This is a genomic window from Zhongshania aliphaticivorans, from assembly GCF_902705855.1.
GTDB lineage: Bacteria > Pseudomonadota > Gammaproteobacteria > Pseudomonadales > Spongiibacteraceae > Spongiibacter > Spongiibacter aliphaticivorans_B.
Window position 1 is genome coordinate 113615 of record NZ_CACSIJ010000014.1, and the last position, 21934, is coordinate 135548.

A 21934-nucleotide genomic window follows, 5' to 3' on the forward strand; every position below is an offset into this window, starting at 1 on the left:
ACGTGGCTACCGTATTTAATCAACGCCGTTTTATAGCTGGCGCGGTCTGCCCTAAGTGTGCAGAAATGGATAAAACCGTTATGTACCGAATTTCTGATGTAGAGCAAATTCGGGAGTGCGTACGCTGCGGGTTTAAAGAATCTATTCGTGACGACACCGGAAAAATCGAAGAACCATCAACACGTGTTAATCAGCCGCGGCCGGGCGAAGAAGTGCTTGCCCATGAGGATGAAATTCATATTGTGTCCTTGATAGATCCTCGCGATGGTCGAAATCGCAGTGATCATTGAGGAATAATACCTATTTTCTGATTATAGGGAACGCAAATGCCTTGATCTTGCCTATACTTTTTACAAAGCATTTGCGGAGGAAATTCTATGCTGGAATTGTTAGCCCTTCCATTCCCCCACGTTGTAGGTGTTAGGGTTTCTGGCAAGATTAATCACACGGATATTGAAGTTATTTTAAAGGAAGTTGAACGCAAACTGATCGATGAAGATAATTTAAATATCTTTATTGAGCTCGATCATTTTGATGGTTTTACGGTGCGCGGCTGGTTAAAAGAAATGCAGTTTTTAGCCAAGTATATAAACCGTTTTACACGTACAGCTATTCTCGGCGAGCCACGTTGGTTTAATCGCGGCTCAGCGCTCATTACGCGCGCGTTTCCTAATATCGAAATTGATCACTTCATTCCCTTACAAAAAGATGAAGCATTAATTTGGGTTAGCGAGCGAGATGTTGGGGCGCTTGGTTAAGTTATGATCTTTATGCTGAGTACGGGCGCTAGGTAATTCGTATGCCGGTAGTACTCAGCATTTCCTTATTGGTATTATTTAATAAGGCTAAAGGTCAGTCCAGAGTACGCTTTTAAACGCTCGATTAGGGTGTTACCAAAGCAACTAGCAGGCGTTAGCAAGCCACCTGCCACTTGAGTTTTATCAATATCACGAGCAAGGCAAATACTGGCTTGGCCGAGCATTTTTGCTGTTGAGCCGTAGCCGGGGTCTTTGTCGCCGGTGACACGGCACTGTAGTTTTTTACCCGATGCTGTTTTGCCATAAAAGTACAAATCGTAAAAGCCGATTTCTTGTTCTTGTGGGCTTGGGCCTTGGCCTGGCGACGGTAGCAAGCGGGACAGAACCCAGCGGCCAGGTTTGAGACTGGCAGTTAACATAAAGCCAGCGAGCCCTCCGCCAATCGCACCGGCTCGTAGGCGACCGCCGAATCCTGTTCCAAGCATCATTGCTTCGTCGTAAAAGAAAGGCTTTGAATAAGCTGCTTTTAATAAGGAGTTTGAGCGTTGTACTACTCGGGTATTAATTGCGGCCATGATGAAGGGCGCTGTCCAGCTCCCTGAAATCTTGTCGAATTGCGCTAGGCCGGGATTAGTTTGACGTGCTTTTGTATCTTCGTCGGGACATAAAGAATAGGGATCAGCCATTTCCTTACGTAAGGCGGGGTTGGTAGATGCCTCTTTCATTAGGTTAAGCACGCTGGCAAAGGTGCCACCAGATAAGCCACCTTTAGCGGCTTTTACACGCATGCTAATGGTGTTGCAATTTTCGCCAAAGAGTTCTTTGCTTTGTTGTTGGGTGTAGTACACGCCGAGATCTGACGGGATGGAGTCGAATCCACAGCAATTTACGATGCGGGCACCGGATGCCTTAGCGGTGGCATCGTAGCGCTCGATCATTTTTCTAATCCACTGATTTTCACCAGTAAGGTCACAGTAGTCGGTGCCTGTTTCGGCGCAAATTTTTAATATGGTTTCGCCATATAGTGCGTAGGGGCCAACGGTCGTGGTAACGACACGGGTTTGCGCACAAAGTGCCCGCAATGCCTGCTCATCAGAGGCATCTGCAATAATGATATCTAAATCAGGCTTGCCGAGTTTGGCTTTGACCGCCTCTAATTTTGCGCTAGAGCGCCCCGCAATCGCCCAGCGTACGGCAGGCTCCTCGCGATTTTTACTTAGGTACTGGCACAGGATTTCGCCGACAAAGCTGCTGGCGCCGAAAACCACGATATCGTATTTATGCTCTGCCATTACTTTCCCCTTCTAGTCTGAGCGCATTGCGCTAAGAATTGAATTAGCGACATTCAGATGAATAGTGACTTCTTGTGGCAGGAGCTTAGCACTATTTGTTCACTGTAAACATTGTTCTTGAAAATGCCGAATATCATTCAAAGCTATAGGGTGGCGCTTCGGCGGATAAGCGTCATCTTGTAGCTTATTTATAATATGGAGTGTTGGTTTTACAGTTGCCGCGATCAGCGTCATCGAGAATTTTCTCGCATTCTTGTAGGCGCCATTCTCGTGATTGATCATAGGAGGATATTCCGCACGCACTGAGTAGGCTGATGAAAATAAGTAGCAGCAGAAACCGCATAAATTGAGACCTGTGTATAAATGAGGGTAAAGATTGTAACCGACCGTGAGCGACCAGAGTATGTATGAGGTTAATATTGGCTAAGCACAGTACCAAGCATAGCAATGGCAAAGCCAATGACGGCCCCTAGCGGTGGGCCGCGGTGTTTGCGGATGGGTATTTGTGGGGCAATATCTTGGAATATTAAATACAAAATTCCACCGCTGGCGATCAACATAATACTGCCTAGAATTTCATCTTGGCCGCCGAGAAAAGTGTAACCTGCTAAGCCAAATAGCGGGCCGAGTGGCACTAGAGCGAGCATCATCATTAATACTTTATTCGAGCTGCGGCCGGTGTCGGTAAGCTCTTTGAAGGCGTTGAAGCCTTCTGGCAAATTTTGTAAGCCAATGAGTACTGCAAGCAGCAATGTGGTATCGGCACCGCTTGCGGCAATGCCACCGAGTGCTAATGACTCAGGTATATAATCTAGCAACATGCCGGTCAATTGTGGAGCAGATCGACGGTGAATATCTAAATACTTTTCCAAGCAATAAAAAATGCCACCGCCAATTAGTAGTAGCGCGATAGCCCAGGGTGAATGGTGCAGGTGATCTAGCGCATCGGGCACTAATACCATGGCGACAGCACCGAGTAAGATTCCTGCGCCTAACGAGATAATAGAGTGGCGAAGCTCTTCATCTAACCAGTGCTGTTGAATTCGAGTTCGGCTGGCAATAAAACCGCCGATAGGAATACACACGCCGGCTGCAGCGGTTAACAGAATAATATTGAGTATGCCGTGCATAAAGATTTCTATTTATTAAGTTGTGGGTGGCAGAAATACGCTAAAGCGCGGATCTAGGCTGCGAATAAAGTGTTCTATATTTTTGGTGTAAAGTGAATCGTCACCTAGATTTGAATTTATTTGGGTGTGGGACAAATCCACACCTAATTGTTGTGCCTTCACTCCAAGTGTTTGTGCTTTTGTAACGAAGGAATGTGCCTGCGCGCAGCTATCATCGCGCTGAGTAGAGCACACTGCTAGCATCGGTTTCACATTGCTGTGGAGATGCTCAATGGCAGAGGTTTTACGCCAATAGACGGGATCTTTACCAAAGGCCCGATCATAGAGACGAGAATGTTTTCCACTCATAATTTTAGTGATGTCTAGGGCCGCGCTGTCGAGGAGAATACCACCTTGTAATTGCTTCATCGCCTCGGCGTCATAGAGGGCGGTATCAGTTAATAATAACGATACAAGATGCGCGCCGGCGGAATGACCCATTACGATAATTTTGCTTGAGTCTGCGTTCCATTCAGCACTGTGTGCCTGTACATAAGCAAGGGCTTTGGCGACGTCGCCGGCCTGTTGATACGGATCAGTATTCGGCAGCATGCGGTAATTTATTGAAACGAATACCCAGCCCTGTTTCACCCAGCGTTCAACTTTGGCTTTTACAACGCTGCGATTTTGTTTGTCGCCGATACGCCAGGCGCCGCCGTGAACCATAAATAACACGGGGTTATTCAGGGATTTTGCGGGTATGTAGATATCAAGTTTTTGCTCTTTGGCCGTGCCGTAAGGAATATCTACTAGAATTTCAGCTTGGCTGTGGGCGGCGAGAAAAAGAATAACAAAACAGCTGAAAAGAGTGACAAGTTTCATCAGAGTACTCCTTTAAGCTGTGTTGTTTAAAGGACGCCGCTGCGGAATGTAGTAGCGGCGATGTAATTGGCGTTTTACTGTTTTTCGTTGGGTAGGTCGCAAGTGGCTCTATTGGCCCAAAGCGATTCTAAAATAGCGCTGCGGGTAACTAGGCCGATTAATTTACCCTCTTCAATCACGGGGTAAGATTTAGGTTTGTTCTTACCCATTTTCTGCGCGAGGTCGATAATAGATGAATCGGCTTCAACTGCTAATACCTCCCTACTCATTACATCGTCGACAACGGGCGAGCCTTCGCAGTGATAGCTGCTGACTAATACCGCGTGTATGCAGTCTTGCTCAGAAACAAAGCCGACTAGCTCGTTGTTGTCGTTAATAACGGGCAGGCCAAAAACACCGTGTTTAAGTAGAGTTTGGACGACTTCACCGAGATCACAGCCTTGGTTTACCAGTGGTGACGGTGAGGTCATTACGTCGCGGACGAGTATTGACGTTGTCATAAGATACTCCTGTAGAGCTGAGCCCTAATATATCCCGCGTGAATTAATAGCGTAAATACAATGTTTTGATTAAAACAAACGCTTTTAGCTATTAATTGGCGAGAATTGACGAATGTGCCCATTTCTAAGTGTATTTGATGCTTGTCGATTCCGCTAGGTTCTTAGGTTTTAGGCGATGGCAAGTACGCCGTCTCGATAGTCTTTGAGTGCCTGTTCAATTTCATCTTTGCTGTTCATCACAAAGGGGCCGTATTGAACAATGGGTTCGCCAATTGGCCGCGCTGCTAATATCAGTAGCCGAGCGCTACTTTTGGCTTTTACGATTAATGTGTCGCCGCTGCTGAGTATGGCGCTGGTATTGAGGTCGAGATGTTGGTCGCCGATTGTTACGTCACCTTCGTAAACGTATACCAAGGCATTATGGTCTATCGGCAATTTGAAACTTGCGCTTTCTGCGGCGCCAAGTCGCAGGTCGATATAAATCGGGTCGGTGCTCCGCGACCGACTGTCGCTGCCATTGATATAGCCGACGGCGTCGCTGTCATTAATATTGCTGCGGCCGGCAATAAGCACGGCTTCGCTGTGCTCGCTTAATTTTAAATGCGGAATGTTGTCAGCCGAAATATCTTGGTAACTTGCGGGCTGCATTTTTTCCGCTGCGGGTAGATTGATCCACAGCTGAAAACCACGCATGCGACCGGCCTCTTGCTGAGGCATTTCTGAATGAATTACCCCTCGCCCAGCGGTCATCCATTGTACGCCACCGTCGCGTAGATGACCTTTGTTGCCGAGATGATCCTCGTGGAGCATATGCCCCTCCAACATATAGGTCACCGTTTCAAAGCCGCGGTGTGGATGTGAGGGAAAGCCAGCCAGATAGTCAGCGGGTTCATCGGAAAAGAATTCGTCCAGCATTAAGAACGGGTCATGACGAGTGGCGTTCGACTGGCCTAAGCTGCGCTTTAGTTTCACACCGGCACCGTCAGACGTTGCCTGTGCAGGAATAATGCGGGTTACGGTGCGAGTCGTCATGATTGTTCTCCAGGATGATTTGGCTAACGAATGTTTAAGCGGCTTTTTCAAGCAATTGCTTGCGGGCGTCTGCAAGTGCTTTGTCAGCGACCTCTGGCCCCATGTTTAGGCCTTCTGCATAGACGAACTCAATATCGCTGATCCCCATCAAACCTAGAATATGGCGCAAATACGGTGTTTGCGTATCCAACGGGGTGTCTTTGTATTGGCCGCCACGGGCTGCAAAGACGTAGACTTTTTTGTTGCTTAACAAGCCCTCTGGGCCATTAGCGGTATAGCGAAAGGTTTCGCCGGCGCGAGCGACGTGGTCAATATAGGCTTTAAAGGTAGACGGTATACCGAGATTGTAGAGCGGTATGCCAAGGACGATGATATCGGCATCGCGTAGTTCATTTATCAGCACATCTGATTCGGCCACGACGCCTTTCTGGGCGTCGTTTCTATCATCGGCTGGCGTAACGAATGCAAAAAAGCGTTCGCCATCTAAGTGCGGAAGTGGATTGGCATGTAGATCGCGGGACACCAGTGCAGAGCTATCTAACTTGCTGCGCAGAGCTTGAATAAATTCATTCGCCATTTGGCTAGATTTGCCACCTTCACCAAATAAGCTGCTATTTATATGAAGAATATTAGTCATGATTTGCTCCAAAACGGGTATTTACGGTTAGTATTCGATGACTTCATTAAACTATTGATAAAGTTGTTTAAAAAGCGCAATTTATTGACATTAATGATCAGAAAAGTTGATTTATATGTCTGGGCCTAGAACAAATCTTGAGCAGTGGCATTGCTTTTTGGCAGTTGTTGATGAGGGTAGCTATGCCCGCGCAGCGGAGGTTTTACATAAAAGTCAGTCGGCGGTGACCTATACCATTCAGAAGATGGAGGAGCAGCTTGGGGTAAAGGTGTTTGAAATCCGTGGGCGGAAGTCTGAGCTAACGGAGGTGGGGCAAATGCTGTATCGCCGTGGCAAGGCGTTGATTGATGAGGCGCTGCGCTTAGAAAAGTCAGCTAAGTCCGCCGCCCTTGGCTGGGAGCCGCAGTTGCGAATAGTGTGCGATACCCTGTTTCCCAGTCATGCAATGCTAGATTGTCTAGCAGATCTTAGCGAAAGCTGCCCAGATACTCGCATCGAGTGTGTTGAAAGTGTGTTAAGTGGAGCTGAAGAGGCTTTGCTTGAGCGGCGTTGCGATGTTGCGATAACAGGTATTGTGCCACCGGGGTTTTTAGGCGATCACTTATTACGGGTTAAGTTCGTTGCGGTTGCACACCGAGATCATGCGCTACATAAACTGGATCGCATGCTAGATTATCGAGATTTAAGGCCGTTTCGGCAGGTTGTGGTAAGGGATTCGGGGGTGCGGCGTCAGCGTGACTCGGGCTGGTTAGAGGCGTCTCAGCGCTTGACCGTTAGTCGCATGGAGGTGTCGATAAATGCCGTGGCGCGGGGCTTGGGTTTTGCGTGGCTTCCCGAGTTGGTTATGCGAGCAGAATTAGACCGTGGCGAAATTGTCCCACTTCCGATGATGGAGGGCGGTGAGCGTTTTGCCGACTTGTTTTTGATTTTGCCGAACCGAGATCTTGCGGGGGCGGCGGCGTTGCGTTGTGAACAATTATTGAAGGCCTCTGCGGCAAGTTTGTCGTGTTGAAATTGGGTGGCTTTGGCCATGTGTTGGACTAGTGGGGTTTGAGAAATGGGGCGTCAGCAACAATATGTTTTGATGGGCCGTTATAACCGCGATATGAATCAGCGTCTTTATGCGGCGGCACAGTCCTTAAGTGAGGCGCAGCTGGCAAGCAATGTGGGGGCGTTTTTCCAATCTATATTGGGGACGCTAAATCATCTTCTGGTGGCAGACATTATGTGGCTACAGCGCTTCGCACAGCGACCCTTTGCGGCGGCTTCGGCACTGACTGGGATTGCAGCGATGGCCGCGCCATCTGCCTTGAATGAGGTTTTACACGAGGAATTTGATGCTTTATTTGGTGCTCGCCGGCTGATTGATGCTCAGATTTGCCGTTGGACCGAGGCTTTAACAGAAGACAGTTTTGATCATCCCTTAGATTATAAAAACAGTAAGGGCCACGATTTCAGTAAGCCATTTGGTTTGGTGTTGCAGCACTTCTTTAACCACCAGACTCATCACCGAGGGCAAGTCACTACCCTGCTAAGTCAGCAGGGTGTGGATGTGGGGGTTACCGACTTATTGCTGTGGATCGACGAGTTGCCGAATGGTGACGACGGTGCTCGTAGCAAATAGATTAATTTGAGGCGACGTTATTTGATGCAACGGTCGCGCGGTTGTAAAACTCTGCGATTTCGTTGTATGCCTTGGCGACTCTTTCCATACGACCTAGGGCAATATTGTGGGCGAATGGTGAAGCTTTGCGGCCGCATTCCTGCAGTCTTTGGTCGGCGTCTTCTATATAAAATTTGACTTCTTTTTCAAGCTGAATGGCCTGCTCAAAGCTTGTTTCATTTAATTCTGGGATTTCTGGGGCGCGGTAAACGGCGCGGGAGGCACATTCGGCGAATACGCTGGTACTGATTAAGCACAACAGCAAGCTGCCGAGTAAATACGTGGCTTTTTTCATTGGTCATACCTCTTAAAAAAATGACACTGAAAGACAGTAAGGAGATGTAAGCGAGGGTGTTGATACCTATATACACAAATATTGTTACCGAAATTCGCGGAACAATCAATCGCTATTAGATTTAGATTGATAATTGATGCCCTGTTCTGCGTCGATGCGGGATATCAACTAGCTTTAAATTACAAAGAAGTGTTACTAGTGGTAGCGAGTTAGGCTAGGGTGACTTTTAGCTTTTGTAGAACGCTGCGTTTAAACATTAGGGCTAGGCTCAGCCCGCGGGCTAGATTAAAGGCGGAGAAGGCAAGCCATAGGCCGTTATTGCCCCAGTGCAGGGTTGCACGCCACAGCGGTAAAAACACAAGGCAGACGCAGAACAACATGCACCATTGCATGGCTTTGGTTTTGAGCGTGCCAATATAAATACCGTCTAATAGATAGCTTGGGGCGCACAATAACGGCAGCCATATAAGCCAGCTGTAGTATTCGCTTACTAATTCTTGAACGACAGCTAAATCCGTCATCACGACGACAATAGGCGATTTGAGTAGAAATAGTACTGCGCTCATGATGGCGGCCGTCATTACGCAGTATGTAGCACAGGCCCGGCAGGTGCTGAGTAGCATGTGGGCGTCTTGGCGTTTATAGGCCTCTCCGACTAGCGCTTCCGCGGCGTGGGCAAAGCCATCTAAGCCGTAGGCGCTAATCATCATAAGTTGTAGCAATATGGCGTTGGCTGCGAGTTGGTTTTGTCCCAATGCGGCACTTTGGGCGGTAAAAAATGCAAAGCTGAATAGAAGTGCTGCGGTGCGGATAAAAAGCTGAAAATTACTGCTAAGCAATTGCTTTATTTGGGGGCCGTAACGCCAAACCTGCTTGATACCAAATGAGGCCATGTGCCTTAAACTGTGGCGTACAGCCCAAAGCGCGAGGCCTAAACCGCCATATTCACTAATGGCGCTGGCAATCGCAGCGCCGTCGCTGTGAAGGTTTAGTTTGATAATAAAAAAATAATCTAGCGCAATGTTGAGAATGTTTGTGCTGATGGCGATGATTAAAGGCCATCGTGTGTTTTGTTGTCCAATAAGCCAGCCAATAACGACGTAAGTAGCTAACACTGCGGGAGCGCTGTATAGGCGGATATGTAGGTAGCTTTTTGCCAGCGGCAGCAATGTGTCGTCGGCATTCATAAGGCTGAGGCCAAGATAACTGAGTTTGTGGCCGGCCAGCAGTATAAATAGTGATATCAGTAAGCTTATGAGCAGTGCCTTTAATAGTAGGCCTGCACCTTCTTGTTTGTTGGCGGCCTGTGCGCTGGCGCCGGTGGTTCCCATGCGTAAAAAACCAAAACCCCAATACAGGAAGGCAAGTAGGCTGGTGCTGATGGCAACCGCGCTCAGGTAGCGGCTATCACCAAGGTGGCCGAGGATGGCGGTGTCCACGATACCGAGAAGTGGAACTGACAAATTGGCAAGAATCATGGGCCATGCGAGCGCTTTGATGCGGCGGTGAATCTGGTGGTCGCGTGGGGGCATGATCAGTTCTTAGTGCTTGCAGCCGATGTTGGGGTGAATTGCACAGAAATAGGGCGGATAGAAATTGATCTCAAGATCAAAAGCAAAATAGATTTTACCCCATATCTAGTGGTTCTGCTTGAAGAATAACCCTTTAATTGGTGGGGATAAGGCAAAAGAGCGGGTGTTACTTAGAAACTCTCGTGGTATTCCTGTGCAGTGGAGTAGCGCTGGTGCATTTAACGGGTTTATAATTGCGGCGTTTTGTCGCACCCAAAGCAGTGTTAACGGGTAATGTGATGCACAAATTACGAATGAATCTCAATACGGATTTTACAAAATTCGCACTGGGATTTGTTTGTGTCTGCTTAAGAGTTCAATTTAACGATTGTGTTCCCCCCGCAGATCAAAAACGTGTGCATCGCTTGTCCTAGCCGGCTAAGGGGTCTTTATTAACTGTACATGGAGACACGGGAATGTATTTACAAGCGAAACGGCTTTTCAAGCTGGCGCTTAGTCCTGTGCTAATGCTGCTAAGTCTGTTTAGTACCGGCGCGTGGGCCGAACAGGCCGAGCGTTGGCAAACCAATATGGCCCCCGGTATTACCGAGGTAGGTCATCAAATTTACGATTTGCATATGTGGGTTTTCTACATTTGCGTTGTAACAGGCATAGTGGTTTTTGGCGTGATGTTTTACTCGGTTTTTGCTTACCGCAAAGAACGTCATCAGGAGCCGGCAACTTTTCACGAAAATACCCGCGTGGAAATTGCTTGGACAATAGTTCCATTTCTAGTTTTGCTGTTTATGGCTGTTCCAGCCACAAAAACACTCATCGAAATCTACGACACCGATGACGCTGATCTTGATATTTTGATCACCGGCTACCAGTGGAAGTGGAAATACGAATACATCAACCCGAATGGCGACAACATCAGTTTCTTTTCTAATTTGTTAACCGATGGCGCAGAAATTGCGAACACCGAAGACAAAGGTTCTAACTATTTGTTAGAAGTTGATGAGCCCGTAGTTATTCCAGTTAACAAGAAAGTACGTTTCTTGGTTACTGCAAACGACGTATTACACGCTTGGTGGGTACCTGCACTGGCTGTGAAACGCGATGCAATTCCTGGGTTTATCAATGAAGCATGGACTAAAGCTACTGAAACCGGTGTTTTCCGTGGTCAGTGTGCTGAGCTATGCGGACGTAACCACGGCTTTATGCCGATTGTGGTTAATGTTGTTGAAGAGCCTCAATACGAAGCGTGGTTGGGCGAGAAGCAAGCCGCCGCCGCTGAAATTAAAGAATTGATGGCGAAAGACTTTTCTTTGGAAGAGCTGGTTGAGCGCGGCAAATCAGTTTACACCAGCAGCTGTGCAGCGTGTCACGGAGCAAACGGTGAAGGCGGCGTCGGTAAAGCGATTGCTGGCAGCCCAATTGCGACGGGTGCAATGAAAGAGCACACAGCGCGTGTTGTAGACGGTGTGCCCGGCACAGCTATGCCGGCATTTGGTAGTCAGCTAAATGAGGTGGATCTTGCTGCTGTAATTACATATCAGCGCAACGCCTTTGGTAACAACATGGGTGACATGTTGCAGCCAGTTGATATTTACAAATTCAAGAAAGGTCAGTAGGGGGATTACACCATGGGTGCTCATCACGGACCTGCTAAAGGTTTAACGCGGTGGTTATTTACCACCAACCACAAAGACATCGGTACGATGTATTTGTGGTTTAGCTTTGCGATGTTCTTACTTGGCGGCTCGTTCGCCATGATTATTCGCGCCGAGCTATTTCAGCCAGGCTTACAAATAGTACAGCCTGAGTTTTTCAACCAAATGACGACCATGCATGGTCTCGTTATGGTTTTCGGTGCCATTATGCCGGCCTTTGTTGGGCTGGCTAACTGGATGATTCCGATGATGATCGGTGCGCCAGATATGGCTCTGCCACGGATGAATAACTGGTCGTTCTGGATCCTGCCGCCAACATTCTTGTTGCTGGCATCTACCCTCCTAATGGAAGGTGGTGGTCCTAACTTTGGTTGGACGTTCTACGCGCCATTGTCTACAACTTATGCGCCTCCAAGCGTGACCTTCTTTATATTCGCGGTTCACGCCATGGGTATATCGTCGATCATGGGTTCTATTAACATCATTGCAACTGTAGTGAACATGCGCGCGCCTGGCATGACCTATATGAAAATGCCAATGTTTGTATGGACTTGGTTGATCACTGCGTTCTTGTTAGTTGCTGTTATGCCAGTATTGGCGGGTGCAGTAACCATGATGTTGATGGATATTCACTTTGGCACCAGCTTCTTCAGCGCTGCCGGTGGTGGTGACCCAGTATTGTTCCAGCACGTGTTCTGGTTCTTTGGTCACCCAGAAGTTTACATCATCATTCTGCCTGCATTCGGTGTGGTGTCAGAGGTTATCCCAACCTTCTCTCGCAAGCCTTTGTTTGGTTACGACTCAATGGTTTACGCAACTTCATCAATCGCATTCTTGTCGTTCATCGTATGGGCTCACCATATGTACACGGTAGGTATGCCGATTGCTGGCGAACTGTTCTTTATGTACGCCACGATGTTAATTGCGGTGCCAACAGCGGCTAAGGTGTTCAACTGGATCACCACTATGTTCAAGGGTTCTATTACCCTTGAAACGCCAATGTTGTTTGCGATTGCCAAGGTGTTCTTGTTCACCGTTGGTGGTTTCTCTGGTCTGATGCTGGCTATTGCGCCCGCTGACTTCCAGTACCACGATAGCTACTTTGTTGTTGCTCACTTCCACTACACCATGGTTGCTGGTGCGATCTTCGCCCTGTCTTCTGCTGTGTACTATTGGATTCCAAAGTGGACCGGCAAAATGTACAACGAGTCTATGGGTAAAGCCCATTTCTGGATCTCGTTCATTGGTTTCAACCTGACCTTCTTCCCGCAGCACTTTGTGGGTCTGGCGGGTATGCCGCGTCGTATTCCTGACTACAACCTGATGTTTGCTGACTTCAATATGATGTCATCCATCGGTGCGTTTATTTACGGCGCTAGCCAACTGTTGTTCTTGTTCAATATCGTTAGAACAATTACTCACGGCAAGCCGGTCAGCGATCCGAAAGTATGGGAAGGTGGCACAACTCTGGAATGGACAGTGCCTACGCCTGCGCCATACCACACCTTTACGACTCCACCGGAACTGAAGTAAGGACTGGATGTAATTATGGCGACTCAGGCAGACAAAAATATCAAAAAGCTTAGCATTAAGCTGCTGGGCTTGGTGTTTATTATGTTTGCCTTCGCCATGTGGGTAATGCCCCCGCTTTACGATGCTTTGTGTGAAGCGTTAGGTATTAACGGTAAGACCGGTCGACAGTACACAGCTGTAGAGAGTCAGGTTGATACAGATCGTATTGTGAAAGTGCAATTTGTTGCGCAAAACAATGAAATGATGCCGTGGGAATTTGCACCAAACACCAGTCAGGTTGAGGTTCACCCCGGTGAATCTAGCCAGGTCACCTACTATGCAAAGAACACGCAAGATAGGTATATGGTGTCGCAGGCGATTCCCAGCATTGTTCCGTCCCGCGCTGCTGAGTACTTTCATAAAACAGAGTGTTTTTGTTTTAATCAGCAGCCCTTAGCGGCAGGCAAAGACGCTGATTTGGCGCTACAGTTTATTATTGATCGTGATTTACCCAAAGATATCCACGTAATTACCTTGTCATATACAATTTTTGACGTAACCGAGATGGCGGCGAAGCAGGATTCTGTTGCGGCGTCATCGAAATAGAAAAGAGATTTTTCTCCCCCGAGAAAATGGAGATTTAACAATGGCGGGTCAAAGCAATACAGGGCACGAAACCTACTACGTGCCCGACAGTAGTAAGCTTGCTATCAGCGCATCGATTGGCATGACAACCATCGTTTATGGCGCTGCCAGTGTCATTAATGATAATAGTTACCGTGCAGGCGAAGAAACCAACTCCGGCTTTATTTTATGGGCTGGTTTATTTTGGCTTGCTGCTACTTTGTTTGTTTGGTTTAGCACGACGATTCGTGAAAACCGTGCAGGCATGAACAGTGCGCAGCTTAAGCAATCCTACGTGATTGGTATGCAGTGGTTTATTTTTTCTGAAGTGATGTTCTTCGGCGCTTTCTTCGGTGCCCTCTTTTACATCCGCAACCTTTCAGCGCCTTGGTTGGCGGGTGAAGGTGCAGGCACAATGAATACCCTGTTGTGGCCTGGCTTTGAATATTCCTGGCCATTGCTGGAAACACCGCAGGACGCAATTGGTGGTGTGCAAGCACAAGCGGCAGCGGGACATTTGGCAAATAACGGCGAGTTCGTTGGTGCTGAGCACAGCTTGTCGTTCCCAGGTTTTGCAAATATTGCTCACTGGTTACCGCTCTACAACACAGTAATTCTGTTGGCATCGAGCTTTACCTGCCACATTGCCCATATGGGCATTAAACAGAATGACCGTAAAAAGTTTAATTTGTGGTTGTTTATAACCGTAGCTCTAGGTTGTATTTTCTTGTACTTGCAGTACATGGAATACCACGAAGCACTTTTTGAATACGGTATTCGTCTGAATAGTGGCGTTTACGGTACCACCTTCTTCATGTTGACTGGTTTCCACGGTTTCCACGTGGCGATGGGTACCTTCATGTTGTTGGTGCAGTGGTTACGTTCTAAAACCAAAGGTCACTTCTCTGCAGAAGACCAATTTGGTTTTGAAGCATCCTCTTGGTACTGGCATTTTGTAGACGTGGTATGGGTATTCTTGTTCTTGTTCGTTTACATTCTGTAAGCGCGCACTACTAGCAGCTCAATAAATTTGGCCGGTACATCTGTTTACTTTGGTAAACAGGTGATACCGGCCAAGTTCCCTATTAAGTGTCTATGGTGTTTGTAGGACGGCTTTACCTGAATCTAAATAGCGTTGATCCCAGGGCGCGTTAGAGCCTAATTTTCCGGTGAAAACACCATAAAACAGGAAGCCCATCAGCAATGCGGCAATTATCAAGCGAACCTTTAGCGACTGCCAGGTTCGCATAGTTGTACCGCGGTCTTGTATTAAAAAGATCAGCCCGCTAAATAGGCTGATGACGAGTGCGATAAACAGCACGACTATGACAATCTTTAACCACATACCGGTAAGCCTCCTCTATTGTTTGCCGCAGTATACACAATAGGATTTCATAAATGGCCAGCCAGCGGACCAAGTTTCAATGGCAGCTCGATTGGAAGTCAGTGCTGGCAATCATTTTAATATTGCCGGTGTTGGTGAGTCTCGGGTGCTGGCAATTGCGCCGCGCGGATGAAAAACAAGCCTTGTTGGCTAATTTTGAAGAGCGTCGTTTACTACCAGCAGTGAATGTTACTGGGCTAGATGATTTTCTCAATTACCGCCCCGCTTACGCTGAGGGCAAGTTTGATTCTGAAAAATACTGGTTGTTAGATAATCGAATTTCTCACGGCCGATTCGGATATGAGATAATGGCGGTTTTTATCCTGAACGATGGAAAAGAGCTGTTAGTTGATCGTGGTTGGATTGCGGGTGATGCTTCTCGCCGCACATTGCCGGTGGTGTCCATACCCGAAGGCCTTGTGAGGATTAGTGGCGAATTGTATCGCAGCGACGAGAAGAATTTTAGCTTGGGTAGTGAAATTCAGACTGTGTGGCCGCGTCGTCAGCAGTGGTTAGATATAAATACAGCAAAGCAGGAATTTGAAAACATGCTTCCGACTAGTCTGCGACTAGATGGTAGCAGTGTTGGGGCATTGCAAACTGAGCGATTGATTGTGAATGTCTCGCCGGCAAAGCATACCGGTTATGCCGTGCAGTGGTTTGGGATGGCTATCGCCTTAGGCATTATTTTTATTTTTCTTAACACAAATCTGGCGGTGCTACTTAAGCGCGGCAAAGATGAAGAGAACAAAGAGTTATGACAACAGCAGCAGATCCAAAGCGTGGCAAGCGTCTTCTTAGTTTGATATTAGGTATCCCTATCGTCGTCATTTTATTGTCCAGCGCTGTTTATTATTTGGCGAAGGAAAATATTATTAATTTTCGCACTGTCAATCGCGGCACCTTGATTGATCCACCTGTGCAGCTTGGCGAATTACATCCCCAGCGTAGCGACGGTGGTGAGTTCTTATTTAACCGAGCAGAATCGCGTTGGGTATATATGGTGGTTGGTGGTCAGGATTGTGTTGATGCCTGTGAGCGTATGCTTTATCTAACGCGACAAACTCATACTGCGCTGGGTAAAAAAATGGATCGTGTCGAGCGTATTTATCTCGCTGTTGACGGGCCATTGTCGCCAAAGTTACGCGACTTCATCGAAGCGGAACATAGCGATATTAATGTTTTATATGCGGATGGCACGCCGTTTTTAAGTAAGTTAAAGAATCTAGAAATTAATCCTTTTGATTCGCGGGCCTTCTATGTTGTTGATCCGATGGGCTGGGTAATGATGTATTACCGCGCAGGAGATACTGAGCAGCAAACACTGACTACACTAGGCAAGGACGTCCTCAAAGACATGGGGCGCCTGATTAAGTAATCGGCGCGGAAAGAATAGCGAATACGGAATTTATCAATGGCTCTTTTTAATACGCCGGCGCAGCGCAAAGCAGGTTTTCGTCTGACATTTATTGCCTGTCTTGTCGCCGTTATTGTGCTGGGAATGGGCGTTTTTACTCGTTTAGCTGACGCCGGATTGGGGTGCCCTGACTGGCCAACCTGCTATGGCCATGTGTTGTGGCCTAGCGAAGATCATGAAGTTGCACGTGCTAATGAGGCATTTCCAGAAACACCCGTTGAGCATGATAAGACTTGGCCAGAGATGATTCATCGTTATTTGGCATCAAGTTTGGGTTTGTTCACTATTGGGATTTTGGTGTTTTCTCTACGTAGTCGTGAGCCTAAGCAGCCTGTGAAACTGCCCATGTTTCTGTTGGCTTTTATTATATTACAGGGCATGTTTGGCATGTGGACCGTAACCTTAAAGTTATGGCCACAGGTGGTTACCGCTCATCTTCTTGGTGGATTCACAACGCTTAGTTTACTGTGGCTACTTACTCTCCGGCTCAATAATTTTCATTGGCAAATTCCAGCTATTGCTGAAGATAAATTAAATTCGATTCGACCATTGGCCGTCATTGGTTTGTTGGTTGTTGTAGCGCAGATTGCTTTGGGTGGCTGGACGACGTCGAACTATGCCGATATCGCTTGCCCCGATTTTCCAACCTGTCAGGGTGCGTGGTTGCCGCCAATGAATTTTGCGGAAGGCTTTAATATAACCCAACATATTGGCCCTAACTACTTGGGCGGCACGATGGACAATGCTGCGCGGGTGGCCATTCATTTTAGCCACCGAGTAGGCGCGATTGTGACAGCAGCGTATTTACTGTTTTTAGCAATAAAACTCTGCGGCTTGGGTTTGGCGGCGGCGAAAAAACTTGCTGTTGTAATTGTAGTTGTGCTGATGGCGCAGATCAGTTTGGGTATTAGCAATGTGGTGTTTAATTTTCCGATTGACGTTGCCGTCGCACATAATTTAGTAGGTGCCCTACTGCTCCTTACTCAGGTTACGACCACTTATCTTGTTTATACAGCGGCGGTAAACCGCGGGGGAATTCGAGTATGACGCAGCCAAAGGCCGAGTCAGCAAACTGGCGAGATTATTACGAACTGTGTAAACCCAACGTTGTACTCTTGATGTTGCTAACCTCGGTAATCGGCATGTTTATGTCGGTACCGGGTATGGTGCCTTGGGAGGCTTTGGTTTACGGCAATCTCGGTATTGCGCTGTGTGCTGGTGCGGCGGCGGCGGTAAACCATTTAGTCGACAGCCGTATCGATTTGGTGATGGCCCGTACCCACAACCGCCCTATTGCGCAGGGGCGGGTGAAAACCCGTGACGCTGCAATTTTTGCGGCGGTGATCGGCGGTTTAGGTATGGCGGTTTTACTTATTAAAGTGAATGCCTTAACTGCGTGGCTGACTTTAGCGTCGCTACTCGGATATGCCGTTGTATATACCCTCTTTCTTAAGCGCGCGACACCGCAGAACATTGTGATTGGCGGCATTGCTGGTGCAGCGCCACCGCTATTGGGCTGGACGGCGGTAACTAATCAGGTAGACGGTCATGCATTGTTGCTGGTGCTGATTATTTTTATTTGGACGCCGCCGCATTTTTGGGCCCTGGCTATTCATCGTCGCGATGATTATGCCAAGGTCGAGATTCCGATGTTGCCAGTCACCCACGGGATTGGTTATACCAAATTACACACCCTGCTTTATACAATACTCTTATGTGTTGTTACGCTGCTGCCGTTTGCAACGGGCATGAGTGGATCTTTGTATTTACTCGGTGCAGTGTGTTTGGGAGCTGGATTTCTATACTGGGCGATTGTGTTGATGCGCGGTAATGATCCGAAGGCACCGATGGCAACGTTTAAGTATTCCATTATCTATTTGATGGCATTGTTTATGATCATGTTATTGGATCACTATCTATTGCCGGCGATGACTATTTTTGAGGTTGAATACTGATGACTGAAGAGAAGCAGCTTAGTTCGACTGCGAAGCGTGATCGCGGTATACGTTTAACGGTGTTGGCTATCGTTTCAATCGCTATTATTTTGGTGGGTGGATTCTTTTATGCCTTTACCCGCGCGCGGGTAATGACGACGGAAGAACTTAAATCCCAAGGCGCGTATTTGTACGAAAATCCGCGGTTATTACCTAATTTTACCTTAGAAAATGATCGCAGCGAGCGCGTTACGCCCACGACTTTTCAGGGACAGTGGGGCTTAGTGTTTTTTGGTTTTACTTATTGCCCAGATGTTTGTCCAACAACCTTGGCGCAATTAAAGGCGTTTTACCAAGAGTTGGATCCTGAGGTGCAGGCCGACACGCAAATTTGGCTCGCGAGTGTAGATCCTGCCCGTGATACGCCGGAACAATTGCACAGTTATTTGGATTTCTTCCATCCTGCGTTTCGCGGTATTACTGGTGATTTCTTAGAGATCCACCGTTTTGCAACCTCACTGAATATTCCATTCACTAAGGTGCCGGGTGGCGGTAGCAATTATTTGGTTGAGCACAGCGCCAATGTTGCCTTGATTAATCCCAAGGGACATTCTGTTGGCTTTTTTAAAGCGCCCTTAGAAATTAGTAAACTGAAGCGTGCCTATCTATCTATTCGGGAATATTATTGAGGCCTTTGCGCGGATTTATTTTGCCAGAGAATAAAATATTAAAGGCCTTTATTATCTCCAATTTAGTTACGGCGTCGGTAGCTTGGCGCCAATTGTCCTAGTACAAATAAACTCCCAGCCCCAAGTACAATACTTGGGCCTGCGGGGGTATCCCAGTACCAAGCTCCAGCTAAACCACAAACTACGGCAATTGCACCGCAAATAATGGCGAGTACCGCAGCTTGTTCTGGGCTGCGGGCAAAGCGACCTGCTGCAGATGCCGGAATAATTAGCATCGCGGTAATAAGCAAAACCCCCACTATCTTCATAGCGACCGCGACGGTAGCGGCAACCATCAACATTAGCAACAAGCGCAGACGTTTTACCGGCAGGCCTTCTATTTCCGCCAGCTCCGCGTGGGCGGTAATGGCAACAAGAGCAGGCCAGTAGCGTAGTAGTAGTGCAATGACCAAAACACAAATGATGCTTAGGCTGATTAAGTCTTCGCGCACAATGGCTAACAAATCTCCGAATAAAAAGGCATTTAAATCCAATTGTTGGCCGTCTAAAAACGACAGGCAGACCAAACCGAGGGCAAGGCTGCTGTGGGATAAAATGCCGAGCAGGCTATCTAGCGCAATATCTCGCCACCACTGCAGGGCAAACAATAGGCTGGCAATTAGCAAGCAGGTGATTAACACGCTGTACTGTAAATTTACTTGCAGTGCTAAGCCTAGTGCTAGGCCCAGCAGCGCAGAGTGAGCGAGCGTGTCGCCGTAATACGCCATGCGTTGCCAGGTTACCAGTGCGCCGAGTGGGCCGCACAAGACAGCTACCAGCAAGCCTGCGAATAAGGCGTTTAATAGTATGTCAGTCATGGTGATGGTGCTCGCACACAACATCGCCGTGGATGTCGTGCTGATGATCATGGTCGTGTTGATAGAGCGCGACTGCCTCGGCGTGGCGGCGGCCAAACAGCGATAAATAGGCGGGATCGTTGCTCACATGTTCTGGGTGACCGTGACAGCAAATATGCTGATTTAGACAAATAACGGTGTCGGTTTGCGCCATCACCCAGTGAAGATCGTGTGACACCATCAGTACCGCGCAACCTAGTGAGTCGCGCAATTGGTTTATCAATTCATAGAGCTCAGTTTGGCCGTTGATATCGACTCCTTGGGCGGGTTCATCCAGCACTAATAAATCTGGCTCACTCAGCAAGGCGCGGCTCAATAGTACGCGCTGGGTTTCACCGCCAGATATGTCGTGTAGCGGGCGCTTGCGTAAATGGCTAATGCCTGTGCGCTCAAGTGCGGTATCGATATTGCGGGTATTCGCCATTGCTAAAAACCGCTCCACGCTTAGGGGCATGAGGGGGTTGAGTGAAAGGCGTTGTGGCATATAGCCGATCCGTAGATTCGGCTGCTTGAGTACGGTGCCGCTGTCTGGTTCGATTAGACCCAGGGCTATTTTGACTAAGGTGCTTTTTCCTGCGCCATTGGGGCCGATAATGGTCATGATTTGGCGTGGCGAGAGGCTAAGGCTAACGTCGTCGAGCAGGCTTTGTTGGTGATGCTTTAGCGATATGTGGCTGAGTTCCAGTAGTGGCGGATTATTCATTGTCGCTTAACTCCCGGCAGCCCGCGCAACAACCGACGACTTCAACGCAGGGTGTTTCGACCACAAAGCCATATTGGGTGGCTGCGGTGCTAATTGCGCTATTAATGATATCGGCATCCAGCTCTATTACATTTCGACATTGCCGGCATATTAAAAAGTGGCCCTGATGGTGATGGCTAGGATCCTTGCAGCCAACAAAGGCATTTAACGAGGCAATGCGGTGTACAAGGCCATTGTCGAGTAAGAAGTCGAGGGCGCGGTATACGGTGGGTGGCGCGGGGCGACGATCGCTCTCTTTCGCAATTTCTTCGAGAATGGTATAAGCCCCTACCGGCTGATGGTTTGCCCACACGCAGGCCAAAACTTGCTCGCGAATGCGGGTAAATTTTACTTGGCGGCGCAGGCATAACTCCCGTGCGCGGGCCATGGCGTCATCAATACAATGCTGATGATCGTGCGGTTGGGGCATATTGTGCATCGAGTTCTAATTCGCGCCGAAATAAAATGTTATAATATTGCATTAGCGTGGTAATAAACAATGGGGAAGATCAGTTGAAAGCAGTAGTTTGGGGTGTATTAACAGCTTGGATGCTCAGTAATATCGCGTGGGCAGACAGCAACAAGCCCGTTGTGCTGTCCAGTATTATGCCGCTGCAATTAATTGTTCAAGATGTTGGTGGTGACGCCATTAGCGCGGAGCTTCTCGCGCCGGCGACGGTGTCGCCCCATGACTTCCAGCTGCGTCCCTCAGATGCTCAGCGCGTGCATTCTGCAGACTTAGTGATATGGATTGGGCCTGTTCTGGAGACTTACCTAGATAAGCTGCTGCGTAAACAAGAGAATGCCGTCGCCCTTTACCCTGATCTAAAGCATGATGAAGATCCTCATTTGTGGATGGATGCTGAGGAAGTGCAAAGTATAGCGCGGCGTGTTGCGCGTTTGTTATCAGATCGCCTTCCGTCTCGCGGTGCGTATTTTCACGCCAATGCGGCGCGGTTTAGCTCGGAATTTCGACAATATGATAAACAGCTGCGGGAGGAAATAGGCCGTCGCGAAAGACGTCCTTACTTGCTGTTACATGATGGTTTTAGTCGTTTTGAAAACCACTACGGTTTGCCCGCTGGAGAGATGGTTATATCTGGCTCAGATCGTCTGCCAGGAGCAAGGCATATTGTTGAATTGCGCAAACGTTTGCAGGCTGAAGAGTTTGCCTGTGTGTTTCGCGAGCCGCAATACGCACCGGCGATGCTTAAAGCATTGACCGTAGGCCTTGAGATACCTGTGATTGAAATAGACCCCTTGGGTGCGAGAAGCGTCGCTGGGGCAAAGGAAGGTGCTGACGGGTTTCTGGAGTTATACCGTCAGCTCGGGCAGGCATTTCTGACCTGTTTTGATCATTAGCAGCCAGTAAAGACGCGTCATA

26 protein-coding genes are annotated in these 21934 nt (G+C 48.0%); 14 read left to right on the forward strand and 12 right to left on the reverse strand.

The window, feature by feature from the left end; all coding sequences use genetic code 11:
• Positions 1 to 2: 2 nt before the first annotated feature.
• Positions 3 to 290 (forward strand): YheV family putative zinc ribbon protein, encoded by a 288-nt coding sequence (locus GVJ32_RS12520; RefSeq protein WP_159240442.1) that lies wholly within the window; start codon positions 3 to 5, stop codon positions 288 to 290.
• A gap of 87 nt (positions 291 to 377) precedes the next feature.
• Positions 378 to 758 carry an STAS/SEC14 domain-containing protein gene (locus GVJ32_RS12525; RefSeq protein ID WP_159240443.1) on the forward strand — a complete coding sequence of 127 codons (381 nt, stop codon included), beginning with the start codon at positions 378 to 380 and terminating at the stop codon, positions 756 to 758.
• Between the two features lie 74 nt (positions 759 to 832).
• On the opposite strand, the gene GVJ32_RS12530 is transcribed toward GVJ32_RS12525, so the two are convergent.
• The 6 genes from GVJ32_RS12530 to GVJ32_RS12555 all read right to left on the reverse strand — a co-directional run bounded on the left by GVJ32_RS12530 (position 833) and on the right by GVJ32_RS12555 (position 6210).
• A complete protein-coding gene (locus GVJ32_RS12530) occupies positions 833 to 2050 on the reverse strand; it encodes a saccharopine dehydrogenase family protein (RefSeq protein ID WP_159240444.1) in 1218 nt (405 codons plus the stop codon).
• A gap of 413 nt (positions 2051 to 2463) precedes the next feature.
• A complete protein-coding gene (locus GVJ32_RS12535; RefSeq protein WP_159240445.1) occupies positions 2464 to 3180 on the reverse strand; it encodes a ZIP family metal transporter in 717 nt (238 codons plus the stop codon).
• A gap of 15 nt (positions 3181 to 3195) precedes the next feature.
• On the reverse strand, positions 3196 to 4041 hold the full coding sequence (locus GVJ32_RS12540) for an alpha/beta hydrolase (RefSeq protein ID WP_159240446.1): 846 nt from the start codon (positions 4039 to 4041) through the stop codon (positions 3196 to 3198).
• 74 nt (positions 4042 to 4115) lie between these two features.
• Entirely contained in the window at positions 4116 to 4541 is a 426-nt protein-coding gene (locus tag GVJ32_RS12545) for a CBS domain-containing protein (RefSeq protein ID WP_159240447.1), read from the reverse strand.
• Positions 4542 to 4709: 168 nt separating this feature from the next.
• Positions 4710 to 5573 (reverse strand): pirin family protein, encoded by an 864-nt coding sequence (locus GVJ32_RS12550; RefSeq protein WP_159240448.1) that lies wholly within the window; start codon positions 5571 to 5573, stop codon positions 4710 to 4712.
• A gap of 34 nt (positions 5574 to 5607) precedes the next feature.
• Positions 5608 to 6210: an FMN-dependent NADH-azoreductase gene (locus GVJ32_RS12555; protein ID WP_159240449.1), complete on the reverse strand. Its 603-nt coding sequence runs from the start codon at positions 6208 to 6210 to the stop codon at positions 5608 to 5610.
• Positions 6211 to 6325: 115 nt separating this feature from the next.
• Here GVJ32_RS12555 and GVJ32_RS12560 point away from each other — a divergent pair, with 115 nt between their 5' ends.
• Both GVJ32_RS12560 and GVJ32_RS12565 read left to right on the forward strand, forming a co-directional pair.
• On the forward strand, positions 6326 to 7222 hold the full coding sequence (locus GVJ32_RS12560) for a LysR family transcriptional regulator (RefSeq protein WP_159240450.1): 897 nt from the start codon (positions 6326 to 6328) through the stop codon (positions 7220 to 7222).
• Positions 7223 to 7267: 45 nt separating this feature from the next.
• Complete coding sequence (locus tag GVJ32_RS12565) at positions 7268 to 7834, forward strand: DinB family protein (RefSeq protein ID WP_159240451.1); 567 nt, start codon at positions 7268 to 7270, stop codon at positions 7832 to 7834.
• Position 7835: 1 nt separating this feature from the next.
• Here the strand turns inward: GVJ32_RS12565 and GVJ32_RS12570 are convergent, their stop codons facing one another.
• Both GVJ32_RS12570 and GVJ32_RS12575 read right to left on the reverse strand, forming a co-directional pair.
• Positions 7836 to 8168: a hypothetical protein gene (locus GVJ32_RS12570; protein WP_159240452.1), complete on the reverse strand. Its 333-nt coding sequence runs from the start codon at positions 8166 to 8168 to the stop codon at positions 7836 to 7838.
• 209 nt (positions 8169 to 8377) lie between these two features.
• A complete protein-coding gene (locus GVJ32_RS12575; protein ID WP_159240453.1) occupies positions 8378 to 9700 on the reverse strand; it encodes an MATE family efflux transporter in 1323 nt (440 codons plus the stop codon).
• A gap of 455 nt (positions 9701 to 10155) precedes the next feature.
• Between GVJ32_RS12575 and coxB the strand changes: the two genes are divergently transcribed.
• Genes coxB through GVJ32_RS12595 form a run of 4 tightly spaced genes read left to right on the forward strand, consistent with a single transcriptional unit; the run spans position 10156 to position 14491 of the window.
• Positions 10156 to 11313: a cytochrome c oxidase subunit II gene (coxB, locus tag GVJ32_RS12580; protein ID WP_159240454.1), complete on the forward strand. Its 1158-nt coding sequence runs from the start codon at positions 10156 to 10158 to the stop codon at positions 11311 to 11313.
• A 12-nt stretch (positions 11314 to 11325) separates the two neighbouring features.
• Positions 11326 to 12885, forward strand: coding sequence for a cytochrome c oxidase subunit I (gene ctaD, locus GVJ32_RS12585; protein ID WP_159240455.1), 1560 nt, complete (start codon positions 11326 to 11328; stop codon positions 12883 to 12885).
• Between the two features lie 15 nt (positions 12886 to 12900).
• Positions 12901 to 13470: a cytochrome c oxidase assembly protein gene (locus GVJ32_RS12590; RefSeq protein ID WP_159240456.1), complete on the forward strand. Its 570-nt coding sequence runs from the start codon at positions 12901 to 12903 to the stop codon at positions 13468 to 13470.
• Positions 13471 to 13510: 40 nt separating this feature from the next.
• The gene (locus GVJ32_RS12595; RefSeq protein ID WP_159240457.1) at positions 13511 to 14491 is read left to right on the forward strand and encodes a cytochrome c oxidase subunit 3; all 981 of its coding nucleotides are present in this window, start codon (positions 13511 to 13513) and stop codon (positions 14489 to 14491) included.
• 90 nt (positions 14492 to 14581) lie between these two features.
• Here the strand turns inward: GVJ32_RS12595 and GVJ32_RS12600 are convergent, their stop codons facing one another.
• A complete protein-coding gene (locus GVJ32_RS12600) occupies positions 14582 to 14833 on the reverse strand; it encodes a DUF2909 domain-containing protein (RefSeq protein ID WP_159240458.1) in 252 nt (83 codons plus the stop codon).
• A gap of 53 nt (positions 14834 to 14886) precedes the next feature.
• Between GVJ32_RS12600 and GVJ32_RS12605 the strand changes: the two genes are divergently transcribed.
• From GVJ32_RS12605 to GVJ32_RS12625, 5 genes are read left to right on the forward strand one after another with little or no spacing between them, the layout of a single operon-like run.
• A complete protein-coding gene (locus tag GVJ32_RS12605) occupies positions 14887 to 15633 on the forward strand; it encodes an SURF1 family protein (RefSeq protein ID WP_159240459.1) in 747 nt (248 codons plus the stop codon).
• Positions 15630 to 16250 (forward strand): hypothetical protein, encoded by a 621-nt coding sequence (locus tag GVJ32_RS12610; protein WP_159240460.1) that lies wholly within the window; start codon positions 15630 to 15632, stop codon positions 16248 to 16250. Before GVJ32_RS12605 ends, GVJ32_RS12610 begins: the two co-directional genes overlap by 4 nt.
• Before the next feature lie 36 nt (positions 16251 to 16286).
• Positions 16287 to 17336 (forward strand): COX15/CtaA family protein, encoded by a 1050-nt coding sequence (locus GVJ32_RS12615; RefSeq protein ID WP_159240461.1) that lies wholly within the window; start codon positions 16287 to 16289, stop codon positions 17334 to 17336.
• Positions 17333 to 18244: a heme o synthase gene (gene cyoE, locus GVJ32_RS12620; protein ID WP_159240462.1), complete on the forward strand. Its 912-nt coding sequence runs from the start codon at positions 17333 to 17335 to the stop codon at positions 18242 to 18244. Before GVJ32_RS12615 ends, cyoE begins: the two co-directional genes overlap by 4 nt.
• The gene (locus GVJ32_RS12625; protein ID WP_159240463.1) at positions 18244 to 18912 is read left to right on the forward strand and encodes an SCO family protein; all 669 of its coding nucleotides are present in this window, start codon (positions 18244 to 18246) and stop codon (positions 18910 to 18912) included. The genes cyoE and GVJ32_RS12625 overlap by 1 nt, the downstream gene beginning before the upstream one ends.
• A gap of 62 nt (positions 18913 to 18974) precedes the next feature.
• Here GVJ32_RS12625 and GVJ32_RS12630 read toward each other — a convergent pair whose 3' ends face one another.
• From GVJ32_RS12630 to GVJ32_RS12640, 3 genes are read right to left on the reverse strand one after another with little or no spacing between them, the layout of a single operon-like run.
• Positions 18975 to 19769: a metal ABC transporter permease gene (locus tag GVJ32_RS12630; RefSeq protein WP_159240464.1), complete on the reverse strand. Its 795-nt coding sequence runs from the start codon at positions 19767 to 19769 to the stop codon at positions 18975 to 18977.
• Complete coding sequence (gene znuC, locus GVJ32_RS12635; protein ID WP_159240465.1) at positions 19762 to 20511, reverse strand: zinc ABC transporter ATP-binding protein ZnuC; 750 nt, start codon at positions 20509 to 20511, stop codon at positions 19762 to 19764. Before znuC ends, GVJ32_RS12630 begins: the two co-directional genes overlap by 8 nt.
• The gene (locus GVJ32_RS12640) at positions 20504 to 20980 is read right to left on the reverse strand and encodes a Fur family transcriptional regulator (RefSeq protein ID WP_286187617.1); all 477 of its coding nucleotides are present in this window, start codon (positions 20978 to 20980) and stop codon (positions 20504 to 20506) included. The genes znuC and GVJ32_RS12640 overlap by 8 nt, the downstream gene beginning before the upstream one ends.
• An 83-nt stretch (positions 20981 to 21063) precedes the next feature.
• Here GVJ32_RS12640 and GVJ32_RS12645 point away from each other — a divergent pair, with 83 nt between their 5' ends.
• A complete protein-coding gene (locus GVJ32_RS12645; protein WP_159240467.1) occupies positions 21064 to 21912 on the forward strand; it encodes a metal ABC transporter solute-binding protein, Zn/Mn family in 849 nt (282 codons plus the stop codon).
• Positions 21913 to 21934 lie beyond the last annotated feature (22 nt).

Excerpts from the sequence above, each read along its gene's own strand:
- GVJ32_RS12535 (WP_159240445.1), bottom strand. The coding sequence starts at position 3,180 with ATGCACGGCATACTCAATATTATTCTGTTAACCGCTGCAGCCGGCGTG.
- GVJ32_RS12600 (WP_159240458.1), bottom strand. The coding sequence starts at position 14,833 with ATGTGGTTAAAGATTGTCATAGTCGTGCTGTTTATCGCACTCGTCATC.
- GVJ32_RS12630 (WP_159240464.1), bottom strand. The coding sequence starts at position 19,769 with ATGACTGACATACTATTAAACGCCTTATTCGCAGGCTTGCTGGTAGCT.
- GVJ32_RS12605 (WP_159240459.1), top strand. The coding sequence starts at position 14,887 with ATGGCCAGCCAGCGGACCAAGTTTCAATGGCAGCTCGATTGGAAGTCA.
- coxB (WP_159240454.1), top strand. The coding sequence starts at position 10,156 with ATGTATTTACAAGCGAAACGGCTTTTCAAGCTGGCGCTTAGTCCTGTG.
- GVJ32_RS12610 (WP_159240460.1), top strand. The coding sequence starts at position 15,630 with ATGACAACAGCAGCAGATCCAAAGCGTGGCAAGCGTCTTCTTAGTTTG.
- GVJ32_RS12560 (WP_159240450.1), top strand. The coding sequence starts at position 6,326 with ATGTCTGGGCCTAGAACAAATCTTGAGCAGTGGCATTGCTTTTTGGCA.
- GVJ32_RS12550 (WP_159240448.1), bottom strand. The coding sequence starts at position 5,573 with ATGACGACTCGCACCGTAACCCGCATTATTCCTGCACAGGCAACGTCT.
- GVJ32_RS12575 (WP_159240453.1), bottom strand. The coding sequence starts at position 9,700 with ATGCCCCCACGCGACCACCAGATTCACCGCCGCATCAAAGCGCTCGCA.
- GVJ32_RS12595 (WP_159240457.1), top strand. The coding sequence starts at position 13,511 with ATGGCGGGTCAAAGCAATACAGGGCACGAAACCTACTACGTGCCCGAC.
- ctaD (WP_159240455.1), top strand. The coding sequence starts at position 11,326 with ATGGGTGCTCATCACGGACCTGCTAAAGGTTTAACGCGGTGGTTATTT.
- znuC (WP_159240465.1), bottom strand. The coding sequence starts at position 20,511 with ATGAATAATCCGCCACTACTGGAACTCAGCCACATATCGCTAAAGCAT.
- GVJ32_RS12615 (WP_159240461.1), top strand. The coding sequence starts at position 16,287 with ATGGCTCTTTTTAATACGCCGGCGCAGCGCAAAGCAGGTTTTCGTCTG.
- GVJ32_RS12530 (WP_159240444.1), bottom strand. The coding sequence starts at position 2,050 with ATGGCAGAGCATAAATACGATATCGTGGTTTTCGGCGCCAGCAGCTTT.
- GVJ32_RS12525 (WP_159240443.1), top strand. The coding sequence starts at position 378 with ATGCTGGAATTGTTAGCCCTTCCATTCCCCCACGTTGTAGGTGTTAGG.
- GVJ32_RS12570 (WP_159240452.1), bottom strand. The coding sequence starts at position 8,168 with ATGAAAAAAGCCACGTATTTACTCGGCAGCTTGCTGTTGTGCTTAATC.
- GVJ32_RS12545 (WP_159240447.1), bottom strand. The coding sequence starts at position 4,541 with ATGACAACGTCAATACTCGTCCGCGACGTAATGACCTCACCGTCACCA.
- GVJ32_RS12640 (WP_286187617.1), bottom strand. The coding sequence starts at position 20,980 with ATGCCCCAACCGCACGATCATCAGCATTGTATTGATGACGCCATGGCC.
- GVJ32_RS12590 (WP_159240456.1), top strand. The coding sequence starts at position 12,901 with ATGGCGACTCAGGCAGACAAAAATATCAAAAAGCTTAGCATTAAGCTG.
- GVJ32_RS12540 (WP_159240446.1), bottom strand. The coding sequence starts at position 4,041 with ATGAAACTTGTCACTCTTTTCAGCTGTTTTGTTATTCTTTTTCTCGCC.
- GVJ32_RS12625 (WP_159240463.1), top strand. The coding sequence starts at position 18,244 with ATGACTGAAGAGAAGCAGCTTAGTTCGACTGCGAAGCGTGATCGCGGT.
- GVJ32_RS12565 (WP_159240451.1), top strand. The coding sequence starts at position 7,268 with ATGGGGCGTCAGCAACAATATGTTTTGATGGGCCGTTATAACCGCGAT.
- GVJ32_RS12555 (WP_159240449.1), bottom strand. The coding sequence starts at position 6,210 with ATGACTAATATTCTTCATATAAATAGCAGCTTATTTGGTGAAGGTGGC.
- cyoE (WP_159240462.1), top strand. The coding sequence starts at position 17,333 with ATGACGCAGCCAAAGGCCGAGTCAGCAAACTGGCGAGATTATTACGAA.